We start from the raw sequence: 15429 nt of genomic DNA on the forward strand, positions 1-15429 counted from the left end.
GAAAAAATAAGAAGCAGAAAGAAGGGATAAGATGACAAAAATTGATTTACTTTTAGAAAACTTGCTAAAACAAGATGTGACAGCTGCAGTTATTTCCGATCCTGTGACTATTAACTACCTAACAGGTTTTGCAAGCGATCCTCATGAACGTTACATGTTTTTATTTTTAATTGCAGATAAACAACCTCTGCTCTTTTTACCAGCGCTTGATGCGGTACGTGCCAACACCGAGCTAGACTTCCCAGTTGTCGGCTATCAGGATTCTGAAAACCCTTGGGATAAAATGAAGGCTGTTTTACCACAAAGTGACTTTGCTAAAGTCGCCGTCGAATTCGACAATCTGAATGTTACTAAGTTCAAAGGTCTGGAAACTGTCTTCACAGGAGTCTTTATCAATTTGACCCCACTGGTACAACAGATGCGACTGATCAAATCTCAAGATGAAATTGACAAAATGATTATTGCTGGGGAATGGGCCGACAAGGCCGTGCAAATTGGCTTTGACAATATTTCTCTGGCCAAAACTGAAACTGATATCATTGCCCAAATTGAATTTGAACTCAAAAAACAAGGCATCTCCAAAATGAGTTTTGAAACCATGGTACTCACTGGCAATAACGCTGCCAATCCACACGGTATTCCTGGAACTAACCGTATTGAAAATGACGCCTTACTCCTTTTTGACCTAGGTGTTGAAACCCTTGGTTACACTAGTGATATGACTAGAACAGTGGCTGTTGGCCAGCCTGACCAATTCAAAAAAGATATTTACAAGCTTTGTTTAGAAGCCCAATTAAAAGCTCAAGAGTTCATCAAACCTGGTGTAACAGCTGCTGAAGTGGATGCTGCCGCGCGAGATGTCATCGCAAAAGCCGGCTACGGTGAATACTTCAACCATCGTCTTGGCCATGGTCTTGGTATGGATGTGCATGAGTTTCCATCGATTATGGCGGGTAATGATATGGAAATCCAAGAGGGCATGTGTTTCTCTGTCGAACCAGGAATCTACATTCCTGGTAAAGTCGGCGTTCGTATTGAAGATTGCGGTTATGTCACAAAAAATGGCTTTGAAACCTTCACCAAAACGCCGAAAGAACTTCTCTACTTTAAAGGCTAATCGTTAATTTCATATGGGGATAGAAAAAACCAGCTAGCCTTAGGTCAGCTGGTTTTTAGTGTTTGCTTATTTGAAGTCTTAATACTTGACAATCAATATACCGATTTCACACAAAGATTTTCTAAATACAAGCAAAAATAAATTGATTACTGTTCTTTATGCAGCATATTCTATAAAATCATTGCAAATCAGGTTCTCTCTTTTCCAATAAGAATGAGTAAAATTCTTCAGTCTATATTTCATCTAAAATATCAGCTCTCCAACTTAGGTCGAAATTTCCAGATAGCTCAGCATATGATTTATCAATCGCTGTAAAAAGCCTCTTTTCAGTACTATTATTCTGAAGCATATCAAGTAATTCTTTGTTTTCAAGTGGGAATATCTTAACCAAATCAGCACTCTCATTTTTATTTGATGAACGTAATGGAACACTTGCCACAGCACGCCAAATATTGACTGTGTTATCGTCAAGCTCATCTGCAACGAATAGTGTAATCACATTTTTAGGGTATTCATCGACAGTTAGATTAGTTGCATGTCGGAGTACAGGCTCCCACTCCCCACGCTTTTGAGCCTGACTGTTCATTAGTGTCACTTCTAACATCAACGTCAAGTTTTTATAGTGAATGACAATATCACCAGTACCTCCTGCTGCATGAGAAAGAGGTCGCATATTACCATCAAGAGTCAAATTAAGACTTTTTGTAATGAAAAACTCTTCACTTGAAATATAAAACCAAGCAATAGCCACAATATATTCGTAGATTGTTGGAACTGTCGCTGCTTCAGATACTTGCGCTTTGATTTCGTTATCAGTACGAGTAGAAAAAAGTGGCAGTAGAGCGATGACTTTTTCTCGTGGAAACTCTGAGGAAATAAACTGGCGAAACTTATACTCTTTTTGTGTAGCAACAACACTTTCTATTTGAGAGGAATCTGTTACGCCAAGGTTCTCCTTGATTGAGGACAAAACTTGATTTCTATCTAAGTTTAGTATTTCGGAAATAGAAACTTCTTGATAAAAAGAATACGATAAGTCCTGTTCATAAAGTGAATATCTTTCTTCACCAGAGAACGGCATATCTGCAAAAATGATAGAAAAAATATTTTTATTAGTTGCATTCACCAATCCATTGCTAAAATCAAAAAGCCCAGATAAGTTAAACGTACGCTTAGTCATGTCCCGATATTCACGAACAATATCATCCTTTTTAGATAAGACAAATTGATTGTAAATTTGCGAATTATCTTCCCAAAGAAGGATGTTATCGAAATTAAGTTCAAGAAATTCCTGTACATTTTTAGCTTTAATGAATACACTTTTTCCGAATCCAAATGCCTTCTTAATTTTATCATCTAAACTAATTTTCATTAGCTCATTTAGCTTTTCTTGCGTTTTTTCAGATTTAAATGATAAAAGCTTCAATACGAACTCAAAGTATACATCTTGAGCAACAGATGACTTCCTGTTTACAAATAACGTATCGAATACCGTTCGGTCAAGCACCTTCTTTCCAAAAAATTCTGAGGCTGTAATATCCGTATGACTCTCTGGAAATGCCTTATCAAGAAATTCAGAAAAAATTTCTTGATTTGAAGCTACTCTACCATAGTCTTTTACAATAGCAGCAATTGTTGCATTATCAAACGTCGGTTTAATTAAATGAACTAGCGTTAAAAAATCTTGTTGAGGAATATTTTGGTAACGCTTCACGATCTCCAACGCAACACGAAATGGATAGAAATAATTCACACCATTCGAGTCATATATCCTCAACTTAAGTAATTGGCGAGTAAAAAGTAAATTTGTCAGGTCAATTCCTAATGACTTTTCAATATCATCTGCATTAAGAGTATTACCATTTAGCCAGTCAATCGCTATCTTTGAAAGCTTTCTCTTTTCATTTGTAAGTCCAATTTTAACCAAAGCATTTGTTAAAGTTCTCCCACGCTTAGCAAAGTCCTCTTCATCGTTTCTGGAAAACAAATCCGTTTTTGTCATTATTTTTTCGTAGAATTCAACCTGCGCGTCATTGTTCCATTCTGGATATTCCAGATTGGTCTGTTGGAGAAACGGTAAAAGGATTTTATAATCATCAATTAAGGTTTTTCTACGAAAACTTGTATCACCAAGATTAAATGTTTCAGCAGTATTTTTTAATTTCATTCAATAATATTCTTTCCATAATTTGTCACCAATACTTCCACCGTTTCACTATATTTAGCTTTAGACTGATAGTTACTATTGTTATAGTGGTGATTTAAAACATATAAGTTATATTTTGAAGCCCATTTCTTAAGAATTTGATTTTCTCTCCCCTTATGCAGGATGACATTTGAAAGAGCAAACTTGACTCCTCTTTCATTTGCTCTATCAAGATAATTATATAAATCAATTTCGTCATTTTCTGACCATCCACCATTTTCATTATAGGCAGCCGTGGTGATGAGGTATGGTGGATCAGCATATATGAAATCTCCTGTATCCACTTCAACTTCTCTAAAGTCAAGTGATGAAAATTTTATCTTGTCATTTTTTATTGCGTTAGCAAACCTACGAAGTTTTTTTTCCATCTTCCTGTTAAAATCACGTTTCCCTACTGGTAAATTGTACTCACCCTTTAAGTTATATCGGATCTGATTGTTAAAACCAAAAACTACTAATAAATAGAATAATACCGATGTTGGATGATTGTTATAATCTGTTCTTAATCTTAAAAACTTCTCCTTATTATATGCTCCTAAACCACTAGTACTATTTGCTGAATAAAACTCATATCCATTTTTCTTGGTATTTGAGAGTCCGTAGTCCTGTATTTTATCTTCAACTTCACTAATAAAGTTATCAATGTCGGATTTTGAGATATCTCTAAAGAATTCAATTACATGATTTTCAATATCATTTACAAGGTACTCACGTGCTTTTTCCTGCTTAAGTAAATTCACTGTTACACTTCCGCCACCAGCAAATAAATCAATGAATCTAGAGTAGGTAGTTGGAAAAAGTGGTTTCAATTGTGGTAATAACTTTTGTTTACCACCAGTATAATTCAAAGCAGAGGGAATTATTTCATTCTCAATTTCACAAAGGTAGAGTAATTCTTTATGATTATCAATTTTAGATTTTCCTGTTGTGAAAGCGTTAAAATCTGTCTCGAAAACGGTCACTTTCCCTCTTTTTTCAAGACTGGAAATAATTTCTTCATTCGATATTTTTGCATTTGAACGTGAGTTTCCTTTTTGAGCCATGTTATTATATGAAACTAGAATATATCGCGCGTCTATGTGCTGGATTAAATCATCAAAAGCCTGAGGCGCTTTAGTCTTAGTATAATCAGAAGACTTTTCAGAACGATTCACAGCCTTCATAGTCACTCCCTCAACGGCAGGCTTCTTCCAATCCATAACGTTTTCTAACACATGGTAGGCGCTTTCGTATCCTCTAGAATTATATGGGGTATCAATATAAACCAAGTCCGCTTTTATTTTTCTCACCAACTTATTAGCATCCTCATTATATAGTTCATTTTTTGAGTTTTCATTAAATTCTGGAACTTTTAACAAAATTGGTTTTAGGCTATCCATCTGTTTTCGATAGGCATCAAAGTGTCCCACCGTATTTGCAACTTTATCCATTGCATAGAGTAATGAAGTTAGTAAAAATGACTTTTCTCGGTCATTTAGTTCTTCATATTCTTCAATTGCTTCCCGGATGGCATCTATCTTTTCAGCATTCTCTATAGAGAAATAACGATTACCAAAATTTTCGGAAACATATCCTGAAATACCGGTAAGCTGATTCAATTCTTCTATCTTGCGTTTAATTTTTTTTTCATCTACTAGTTCATTACCAAACCAAGTTTGATACGATATATAGTTACTTGTAAGGATATCATTAACTATCACTCGTTTTCCTTGCTTGTTAAACATATCCGCTACAACACCTGTTCCTCCAAAAATATCAGCAACTATCTTCACCTTAGTAGTATTATTTTTTACAACACTATCAATGAAACCAAGCATTTTTTGTTTGCTTCCTAGGTATCTTCTATTATTTATACGAAGCGGTTCCTTTTCCATTTCAAAGAGTTTAAGTTGCTCCGAAGTACCCTGAGCAACTTTTTTGGCGACTATTTCTACCTGTTCCAAGGTCCAGACATTTTGGTGACCTCTTTTTTCAGCTGGGGCAGGAATTTCATTCTTACGAACCCAGTTATTCAGAGTTTGCCTTGTAATATTAAATTTATTTGTTATTTCTTGTGTAGTCATCATTTAGGCATCACTCTCCTTTTACAATTAAATCTATTTTACCATACATCTTAGAATAAATGTTTCTATCTTTACGGATTTCTTTCATTCAATTTCTGCATGGAACATTTTTCTTATTCATAATGAATATATTCTTTTTTGTATTACTTGATAAAAATCACAAAGTTAAAGGTATTTTGTTCGTGATCCAGGCATTGTATGTAACAAGTATAAAACATCATCAATTAAGATTGATTTCTGAATGGCAATGATTTGTTTTTTAATTATTGGACTCTTTTTGTCTCACTTGTAGCGATAATTAACATTTTCTCTATACTCCCTCCCACATACAGTAGTATCTAGAGCACCTTCACAGTCACTGTTATATCCTGCTTTAGATTTCTATATTCAGGCAAACCATCCGAATTAATTATAACTGTATTGAAGTAGTTGAAATTCAAAGTAACTAAAAAAGCAGGTCCCCATATCTAAATTTGAGATACCTGCTTGATTTTTCAAGAAATAAAATTTCTAATCAAGTCACCTTAGATCGGCTGGTTTTTGCTTATTTAAGAAAGCTTATAGATGTTGATAACCCTTTCGATCTGCTTAATCTCATCTGATTACCCTCCCACTTTCGATAAAACTTATAATAAGTAGTCTTCTGCCAGTTTGCGGTCTGACTCACGTATCAAGATATCAATGGTATTTCCAAGATATAATTTTGTGGAACCTGAAACGAGCTCACTTTTACCGTTAACCGCTTGATTAGTGATTAGAATTTGTCTAGGCAACTCCAGCTCAAACACTTGCTTTCCTGCAATTTTTTCAGTAACTGGCCATTGCAATAACATCAACTTTTCAGATGTTTCCACATCTTTACCAACTAATAATTTTTCTAACATGGCTTCATAAATGGGTGCCCCCTTAAGAAGATCCATTACTGTATAAGAAGCCAAGGTCACAACAGCTAGGGGCATGAGTTGTGATAGATTACCAACCATCTCACAGACCAGAACGATAGCTGTCAACGGTGCTTTGGATACAGCCCCAAAATAAGCACACATGCCTGCGATCACAAAAAGGCTAAACTGACTAGACTCAATAGCCCCTAACCACAAAGCAAAAGCACCAAAGATTGCTCCAGATAAGGCGCCTAAAGACAAAATCGGCAGAAAAATACCTCCAGGAACACCACTGCCATAACATATCATACAGTAAACAAAACGAATGACAAACCACGCCAAAAAGACACCAATGCGAGGTTCTAGGTTTGGTAAGGAAACAATGATATCATGCCCGCCGCCAACAAGTACTGGGAGGTAATAGGCTAGCGGCATGACCATGATCAGGGGAATAAGACTGTAATAAGTAGGTGATAAGTGCAGCACACTTCCCAAACGCTGATAAAACTCCCCCATCATCAGAATGATTTTTTCATAAGTATAGGCTAATCCCCCGAAAAGTAAGCCCATGAGTACATAGACCCAGTAGCGTGTCAATGGCAATTGGCCTAAATTGGTTGCTAAATCAAGTACAGGAGCCATACCAAAAACACGTTTTGAAACTAGATCCGCGGTTAGGCTAGCTGCTAAAGTGGTGATCCAAACGGTTCTAGAAAAGTGATGATAAACTTCTTCAACAACAAATAACAAACCAGCAATAGGTGCTCCAAAAGCAGCTGCAATACCTGCTGCTGAACCACTAGCAATCAAAGTTTTTTCACCAAATGACGTCAACCTCAGCCGCTCAGCAACCCCTTTTCCAACCATAGCACCTAGTTGAATACTCGGACCTTCTCTCCCTAATAACATGCCACTTGAAATCGTCAAGATCCCTGCTAGAAATTTTTTCCAAAGAACAGACCACCAGTCCAAATGCATGAAACCTTTTAATTCTGCCTCGATTTGTGGGATACCAGATCCTTTGATATGAGGTTCAGTTGCCATCAAATGACCAACCAAGACAAGGATCAAAAGATAAGTTAGGGCAATTCCCCCTAAATAAACCGGAGACTGACGCGCTAAAGCATAGAGCGACAAGATACCTTCAGATAATTCTTGAATGCAAAAACGAAACAAGCTAACAACACTTCCTGCAAGGAGACCAACCAAAATACCTCTGAAAACAAGAAATAAAATGGATTCGGATAGGAAGGTCATCGCTTTTTGATGTTGATTCATTGCGCCTCCTCAAAAATAAGATAAGTCTATCTTACCACTTCAATCTTCTCCTTCGCAAGTTGACTTGGCATAGTCAGAACGTCTAAAAATTGTTATAATATACAGAAATGAAAGGGGAGCCTATGGAAAATCACATGATTCGTCAACAACTGCAAACCGCTTATCAGAATCGCGTTGCTATGCGTGTCTACCAAGATAAAAAAATTCCTCAAGAAGATGTCGATACTATCTTGGATGCTGCCTGGCTGAGCCCATCATCCATCGGACTTGAGGGATGGCGATTTGTCCTTTTGGAAAATACAGCCGTTAAAGAGGCCATCAAAGCTGTTTCATGGGGGGCAAAATCGCAGTTGGAAACTGCTAGCCACTTTATCCTTCTCATTGCTGAAAAAAATGCCCGTTATGATAGCCAATCCGTTTATGATAGTCTAGTACGCCGTGGCATCACCGATCCTGACGCCATTGAAGCCCGACTAAAACAGTATCAGATTTTCCAAGAGTCCGATATAGAAATAGCTGATGACGAGCGGCGATTGTGGGATTGGACAGCTAAACAAACCTATATTGCACTTGGCAACATGATGTTATCTGCTGCACTCTTGGGCATTGACTCTTGCCCTATTGAAGGTTTCCCATACAACAAGGTAAATCACATACTCGCTGAATATCAGGTTATCGACCTTGAAAAAGAGGGAATTGCCACCATGCTAGCCCTCGGCTACCGCCGTGAAGATCCTAAACATGCTCGAAATCGGAAGGCGCGTGACAAAGTCATTTCAACCTTTGAATGAAAATAGACTTGGAAAAAGTCACTATAATCGAAAAAGACTAGACTTTTTGTTAAAATAGACTTTACTAATTATGATTAATGCTTTATTCAGAAAAGGAGATACTAATGAAACCCTTACATACCTGTGTTCGTGTCAAAGACCTTGAAGCTTCGCTAATTTTCTATAAAGAGGCCTTATCGCTCAAGGAAGATCGTCGTCTTGATTTTCCAGATCAAGAGTTCACTATCGTTTACCTCCGTGCCGAAGGATATGACTACGAAGTGGAATTGACTTACAACTATGGTCATGGTGCTTATGAACTTGGTGATGGCTACGGCCACATCGCACTTGGCGTTGAAGACCTAGAAGCTAGTCACAAAGCACATAAAGAAGCTGGCTACCCTGTGACAGATATCAAAGGTTTGCCAAATCAAAAACCAATGTTTTACTTCATCACAGATCCCGACGGCTACAAGATCGAAATCATTAGCCTCCCAGTCTTTGAGGGACATGATTAAGAAAAAGCCACACTCTCAGCAATAAAAAACGGCCTAGATGCTACGTCTGAAGAAACGTTGCGTCTAGGTCGTTTTATAACACTCAAAGTTTGGGATTACCCTCTAAGGTAACATGGGTTACAAGTCACTCAAATCTGCTCCGTTTGTCGCAATAACGCGTTGGTACCAATAAAAGGAATCTTTACGGTAACGCTTGAGGCTTTTAAGATCAAATTCGTCACGGTCTACATAGATAAAGCCATAACGTTTCTTGATATCTTCGTGGGTTGAAATAAGATCGATAGCTGACCAAGGGTTGTAACCCATCATGTCGACACCATCAGAAATCGCTAACTGAATTTGCTCGATGTGGTCTTGTAGATACTTGATCCGGTAAGTATCATGAATCTTGCCATCCTCTGTCAAGGTGTCATAGGCACCAAGACCGTTTTCCGTTACTAATAGCGGTAGACGGTAACGGCTGTACATTTCTCGTACAGTTGCTCGGAAGCCCATTGGGTCAATTTCCCAACCAAACTCTGTCTTAGGAAGGTTTGAATTATCAACTGTTCTAAAGACATTGGCAACGCCCTGTTTAGATTGTTGATCGGCATGTGTTGTGAACTCACTTTCAGTCCCATCTGAGGCTGCAGCTGTTGCCGTGTTATAGTAGTTAAAGCCAATAAAATCAGGTTTGCCCGCTTTCATGATCGCTAGATCTTCTTCTGTCACTTCTGGTGTGGCATCATATTCTTCCAAATAGGACCAGACAAGATTGTTATAAACGCCATAAACAGCTGCATCTAAGTAGAGCCAATTACGAATGGCATTGAAGTTTTGTGAAGCAAGGACGTCTTCTGGTTTTGATGATGCCGCGTAGACGAATGAAATATTTGGTGCAGGACCAATTTTGGCTTCTGGAAGCATGTCATGACACAGCTGCATCGCCTTGGCTTGTGCTACTAATTGATGGTGATTCTGTTTGTAGATTTCTCGTGTCAGATTATCAGTCCCTTCTGGAACATGAAGGGTACCAATAACCGGACCGACTAAAGTTAACATATTTTGCTCATTGATTGTGAGCCAGTATTTGACACGATCACCAAAGTTTTCAAATAAGACTTTGGCAAAATCCGCAAACCAATCAATGGACTCACGGTTTGACCAAGAACCACGTTCGTCCAACTTAGCTGGCATATCAAAGTGGAACATGGTTACAATTGGTTCAATGTCATATTTCAAACATTCATCAATGAGATTGTTGTAAAAAGCAATCCCTTGTGGGTTCACTTCACCAGTGCCTTCTGGTAGGATGCGCGTCCAAGAAATCGAAAAACGGTAAGATTTAAAACCCATCTCTGCCATGAGAGCAATATCTTCTTTATAGTGATGATAATGATCGACAGAGACAGATAAATCTGACGTGCCTTCTGGGATTTCCTTAACGTCTTGGCATGATGGCCCTTTACCATCTTCTAGCGCAGCCCCTTCAACTTGATAGGCTGATGTGGAGGCTCCCCAAAAGAAATTTTCTGGAAAGGGTTTGAGTGTTTTGTGACGCATAATCTCTCCTTTTTATGGTTATTTTATCACCTTTAGTATAGCGTTTTCATTTCAATAAAGATAATGCTTTTCTAGGACATCATAATACTATCCTAGGAATCTTACCTTGCTTATTAAGTAACTAGCTGCTAATGATTGTCTCACCATCATCATGCTCTACCAGTCCTATTGGTAAAGGTTGGCCCCATTTATGGCGATAAAAAACTAACTTTGAGCGCACACTGGGTGAAATTAGCGAGAACATGCCTCAAAATGCTTATTTATTTACCAACAATCGCAGTGCTCCTATTGCCCCTTACTTTAAAACCATCTTCCTCCTTCCAGATAAAACCTTCTCCAACAATACTGTCATTGATTCACAGGCCTATCCTGTGATTCTGACAGAAATCATATTAAATCTGCTTCATCATTACCCTAAACCTTGAATTTTGTAAGCGCTTTTTATAAAATATAAGATATCTTAACATGATGAGGTAATCTAATGACAATTCATAAAACCAGTCTCCAAACATCCCAGGGAGAAATCAGCGTATTGACACTTCAAAACAACAACGGGACACGCGCTACGGTAACTAATCTTGGTGCCAGCTTACTAGAACTTTGGGTATCAGACTCGAGCGGCCATTATCATGATGTGGTATTGGGCTTTAACGATATTGAAGCCTACCTGACCAATACCGATACCTATTTTGGAGCTACCGTTGGTCGAAATGCAAACCGAACAGAAAAAGGACAGATCACCTTAAATGGGCAAGTTTATCAATTGCCTCAAAATGAAGGTGAAAAGAATCTCCACAGTGGTCCTGATGGTTATCAGCTCAGGATATGGCAGGTTGAACAAATCGATGACCACAACAATCGTCTGATTTTCAAGTTGCATAGCCCAGATGGGGACCAAGGTTTTCCTGGTAACCTCGATATGACGGCTACCTATACCTTAAGCGAGGATGATCAGCTCACCATTTCCTATCAAGGTAAAGCCGACCAAGATACGATTTTCAACCCGACCAATCACACTTACTTCAACCTTAACGGCCATAATGCTGGTCACATTGAAGACCATCAATTACAGATCAATGCGGATTATATGGTTCCTATCAATGAGGATGCTATCCCTCTTGGGGAAAAACGAGCAGTTGCGGATAGTCCTTTTGATTTTAGGCAAATCAAAACCATTGGCCAAGATATTCATTCCCAAGATCATCAAATTCAAGTTGCCAATGGCTATGATCACACCTGGCTAAAGAAAGACACCACTACTGATGTGCCGATTGTTACGTTAATCGGTAACCAAACCGGTATCACTCTGACCCTTTCAAGCAACCTACCGGGTGTCCAGGTCTATACCGGTAACTTTATCAAAGACCAAAAAGGCAAAGAAGATACCCTCTATCAAGCACGAACAGGAGTTGCATTGGAGACTCAGTATGTCCCAAATGCTATCAATATGACTGTATTTGAGAAGCCAATTTTGAAAAAAGGCCAAACCAAAACCTACACGACAAACTTTAAGTTTTCTACTCTTTAGCCTAAAGCTAGTGGTAAAAAGGCTGATGATTTTAAAAGAGATCTTCACCGCGCTCTTAACTTTAACAAGAGAATTGATAAAAGCTTTAACTATCAAAGCAGTATATGCCTCATGATACGATCGCTCATTTATAGCTGAGACTTGAGTCCAGCTTTTTTATTTGTAGCTGATAAGCCAGTCACTCCTCCTCTATAGGACATCTATCTCATTTGCCCATCCACGTGAGGCAAACACCCATTCCTTCTATGTAACTTCCTATTGCAAATACCAACATAGTGGCAAATTTTGACGTAACAAAAAGTGGTTGACCTAATCAACCACTTCGTCTTTTTGTGTTTATTTTGGTGTGTAAACCAAGTGTTCGTTTAAGAAGGTGGTAAAACCAAGTTCGCTAAGCTCACGACCATAGCCAGAGTTTTTAATGCCCCCAAATGGGAGTTCTGGAAGAGTTGCCCAACCAGAATTGATAAAGCTCATACCTGTTTCAACTTGAACTGCCACACATTCTGCATGCTCTTGGCTACTTGAAAAGACGGTTCCACCAAGTCCATAACTAGAATCATTAGCCAATTCAATAGCTTCTTCATCACTATCCACCTTGTAGATAGAGGCTACTGGACCAAAGATTTCTTGATTGTAGATTGGGTTTTCCTTAGTGATATTAGTCAAAACCGTTGGCATGACAAAGTTGCCAGGATGGTCAATAGGTTCATTACCGTAAGCGACTGTTGCTCCATTATCGACTGCTAATTGGATTTGTTTTAGAACATCCTCTTTAGCACTAGCGGAAGACAATGGTGCTAGAGTGGTTGCTTCATCCATTGGATCTCCCCACTTAGCTGTCTTAAAGGTCTCCACAACCATATCCACAAATTTATCATAATTAGCTTGACCAACAACAATAAAGCGTTTAGATGAGGTACATACTTGCCCCGCATTATAAAGACGAGCAAAGAAAATGATCTCTTTCAAGGCTTCAAAGTCAGCGTCCTCGAGGATAAGGAAGGCGTCATTCCCACCCAGTTCAAGTGATGATTTTTTGAGGTTACGACCTGCCACCTCAGCTACAGAGGCACCACCACGTTCAGAACCTGTCAAACAAACACCTGCGACACGTTTGTCTGCAATAATGACATTGACTTGATCGTAGGAAACAAAGAGATTTTTGAAACTACCTTCTGGAGCACCAGCCTCACGGACAAGGTCTTCAAAAGCTTGCGCCGAAGTCGGGCAATTTGAAGCGTGCTTCAAGACCATTGGATTGCCACCGATGAAGTTTGGCGCAAACACGCGCATGATTTGATAGAATGGAAAATTCCAAGGCTCAACAGCTAAAATCACACCTGTTGACTGCTTAAGATAATAAGCATCTCCAGTATCTGTTTCTAGTGGCACAGGTTTTAGGAAATCATCCGCCTTATTAGCATAGTAATCCGCAATATCAGCACAGAGATCGACTTCTCCCAGTGCTTCTGTAAAGAGCTTACCCATATCCTTAGTCATGGCTTCAGCATACTTATCACGATCTCTTCGGAGCAATTCTGCCACCTTATGCAGTTGCGTTTTACGTGCCTCTAAGTCATTATCACGACGCCAAGCTTTGTACAGTTGATGTCCTGTTTCCAGAGCATTTTCCACATCAGCATCAGATGCATTATCGTACTCTTTTAAAACGTCATTTGTGTAGGGATAAATGGTTTTATATGCCATAACAATCTTCCTCCTTCATTATTACTAACTATTATAAGACTAATAGAAAGCGTTTGCAAGTTAAAGGTGGCTTACTAGGTCAGTTAGTTTATAGAATGGCCTCTTGCAAACTCACACATCTCTATCATGACTTGGTGATTTTGCTCTTTTTTTAAAACTATTCAGCGTCAAGCCTTGAAATGGATGCTGCAAACTGAGGCAAGTAATCACGATGAGCTAGCAGCATCTCCTGTAAGAGAGCTTCTGTTTGGTTATCATGCGGAATCAAGGGATTGAGCATAAAAGCTTGTAAGGCAGTATGGTAGTCACCCGACATGGCCGCTTCTACAGTCACCAACTCCATTTGTTTCATCTGTTGCAAGTAGCCTTTAACAAACTCTGGTACTTTTGGTGTCGCGAGTGGCAGGGCGCCTTGTGAGGTGATAAGGGAGGAGACTTCAACCACACAGTTTTCAGGCAAGAATGGTATAACGCCGTGATTTACTGTGGAAACGGTCAATTCTTGATGGGTGTCATTAAAAATAGCCACAATAATTTGACAAGCAATATCACTGTAATATGCGCCACCTCTTTGTTCCAATTGCTTCGGCTTCTCTTTTAAGTTTGGATCTTTATAACGGTCAAAAAGCTCTTTCTCCACTTTTTTGACAACAGCCGATCGGACATGTCCTTCCTGATATTGCTGGATAGCATCAGCCAACATCTCCTTTTCCACAAAATAATAGCGATGATAGTCGCAAGGTAGCAAATGGAGTGAACGCAAAAAGCTAATAGGATAGTCCAGGTCCGTAATGTTTTTAACAACATCTGGATCCTCTGCCTTTAAATCACCATAAAAGCGTTCAATCACCTCATCCGTACGATTATGCCCCTTCTTATCCCAAACTTCATGAAAATGAAAATGGTTCAATCCCACATGACGCAAGGTAATGTCACTGTCCCTTAAACCAAGTGTTTTGGCAGCAGCCTTATGTTGACCAATAGGAATATTGCACAGGCCAATAGTCTTTGCCCATCCCAAGCGGTTGATCAAGGCCTCTGTGACCATGCCAGCAGGATTTGTAAAATTAATTAGCCAGGCATCTGGGCACAGCCGTTTCATATCATCAACAATCGGTTTATATGCTTCAATGGTGCGAAAGGCTTTAAAAATACCGCCAGCACCATTGGTTTCTTTCCCTAATACCCCATGCGAAAGAGGGATTGTCTCGTCAAGATACCTAGCACCCAAACCACCCACACGAAATTGTGACGTGACAAAATCCGCATCTCTTAAAGCTTCTTGACGGTCTAACGTCGCCTTGATCGTCCAATCTAGCCCAGCTTTTGTTACCATACGCTGAGCTAAAGCAACAACTATCTCCAGTTTTTCTTGACCTTCTGGAATATCGACAAACCACCATTCTGAGATGGGCAATTCTTTTGAACGAAGGATCATTCCTTCTACTAATTCTGGCGTGTAACTCGATCCACCACCTATTGTAACCAGTTTTACGGTTTTCATAAACACCTCCTGTATCCGCTTACTTTTTACTATAAGTATACCAAAAGAGGTTGCCCATCCCCTAATGAACTTTTTCCGCTTTAAAAAGGAAAAAAGAAAATCTTCAGCTCAAAACTGAAGACTCAAAACGTAGACAAACCACATTTGGGAAAATTAAAGTTAGTAGCTCTGCAGAAACAAGCGAGCGAAGTCAGTCCTAAACCGAGACTTTCCGCTGTGATGAAAATGCTTGAAACGTTGACGTTTCAGGTGTTCGGAGTATTTCGGTCTAAAAAGGTCTGGGAGACCTTTTTAGGTTGTCGTATGGAA

The 15429-nt window shown here is 39.0% G+C and carries 11 protein-coding genes; 5 read left to right on the forward strand and 6 right to left on the reverse strand.

Annotation, left to right across the window (positions count from 1 at the left end; genetic code table 11):
• Nucleotides 1-31 precede the first annotated feature (31 nt).
• A complete protein-coding gene (locus G574_RS0105255; protein WP_017770011.1) occupies nt 32-1117 on the forward strand; it encodes a M24 family metallopeptidase in 1086 nt (361 codons plus the stop codon).
• Between the two features lie 232 nt (nt 1118-1349).
• Here G574_RS0105255 and G574_RS0105260 read toward each other — a convergent pair whose 3' ends face one another.
• From G574_RS0105260 to G574_RS0105270, 3 genes are all read right to left on the reverse strand, one after another.
• Entirely contained in the window at nt 1350-3284 is a 1935-nt protein-coding gene (locus G574_RS0105260) for an AlwI family type II restriction endonuclease (RefSeq protein WP_017770010.1), read from the reverse strand.
• The gene (locus G574_RS0105265) at nt 3281-5389 is read right to left on the reverse strand and encodes a Dam family site-specific DNA-(adenine-N6)-methyltransferase (RefSeq protein ID WP_017770009.1); all 2109 of its coding nucleotides are present in this window, start codon (nt 5387-5389) and stop codon (nt 3281-3283) included. Before G574_RS0105265 ends, G574_RS0105260 begins: the two co-directional genes overlap by 4 nt.
• Nucleotides 5390-6012: 623 nt before the next feature.
• A complete protein-coding gene (locus tag G574_RS0105270) occupies nt 6013-7548 on the reverse strand; it encodes a ClC family H(+)/Cl(-) exchange transporter (RefSeq protein WP_029691280.1) in 1536 nt (511 codons plus the stop codon).
• A gap of 122 nt (nt 7549-7670) precedes the next feature.
• Between G574_RS0105270 and G574_RS0105275 the strand changes: the two genes are divergently transcribed.
• Nucleotides 7671-8339: an NAD(P)H-dependent oxidoreductase gene (locus G574_RS0105275; RefSeq protein WP_029691281.1), complete on the forward strand. Its 669-nt coding sequence runs from the start codon at nt 7671-7673 to the stop codon at nt 8337-8339.
• 104 nt (nt 8340-8443) lie between these two features.
• Nucleotides 8444-8836: a lactoylglutathione lyase gene (gloA, locus tag G574_RS0105280; protein WP_029691282.1), complete on the forward strand. Its 393-nt coding sequence runs from the start codon at nt 8444-8446 to the stop codon at nt 8834-8836.
• A gap of 117 nt (nt 8837-8953) precedes the next feature.
• Here the strand turns inward: gloA and G574_RS0105285 are convergent, their stop codons facing one another.
• Nucleotides 8954-10378: a glycoside hydrolase family 1 protein gene (locus G574_RS0105285; protein ID WP_029691283.1), complete on the reverse strand. Its 1425-nt coding sequence runs from the start codon at nt 10376-10378 to the stop codon at nt 8954-8956.
• A gap of 242 nt (nt 10379-10620) precedes the next feature.
• Here G574_RS0105285 and G574_RS0105290 point away from each other — a divergent pair, with 242 nt between their 5' ends.
• On the forward strand, nt 10621-10803 hold the full coding sequence (locus G574_RS0105290) for a hypothetical protein (RefSeq protein WP_029691284.1): 183 nt from the start codon (nt 10621-10623) through the stop codon (nt 10801-10803).
• Nucleotides 10804-10859: 56 nt separating this feature from the next.
• The gene (locus G574_RS0105295; protein WP_029691285.1) at nt 10860-11906 is read left to right on the forward strand and encodes an aldose epimerase family protein; all 1047 of its coding nucleotides are present in this window, start codon (nt 10860-10862) and stop codon (nt 11904-11906) included.
• A gap of 336 nt (nt 11907-12242) precedes the next feature.
• On the opposite strand, the gene G574_RS0105300 is transcribed toward G574_RS0105295, so the two are convergent.
• Both G574_RS0105300 and G574_RS0105305 read right to left on the reverse strand, forming a co-directional pair.
• Entirely contained in the window at nt 12243-13616 is a 1374-nt protein-coding gene (locus G574_RS0105300; RefSeq protein WP_029691286.1) for an NAD-dependent succinate-semialdehyde dehydrogenase, read from the reverse strand.
• Between the two features lie 157 nt (nt 13617-13773).
• Nucleotides 13774-15120 carry a 6-phospho-beta-glucosidase gene (locus G574_RS0105305; RefSeq protein ID WP_029691287.1) on the reverse strand — a complete coding sequence of 449 codons (1347 nt, stop codon included), beginning with the start codon at nt 15118-15120 and terminating at the stop codon, nt 13774-13776.
• Between the last annotated feature and the right edge of the window lie 309 nt (nt 15121-15429).

The sequence above is a fragment of the Streptococcus hyovaginalis DSM 12219 genome (genome assembly GCF_000420785.1).
Taxonomy (GTDB): Bacteria; Bacillota; Bacilli; order Lactobacillales; family Streptococcaceae; genus Streptococcus; species Streptococcus hyovaginalis.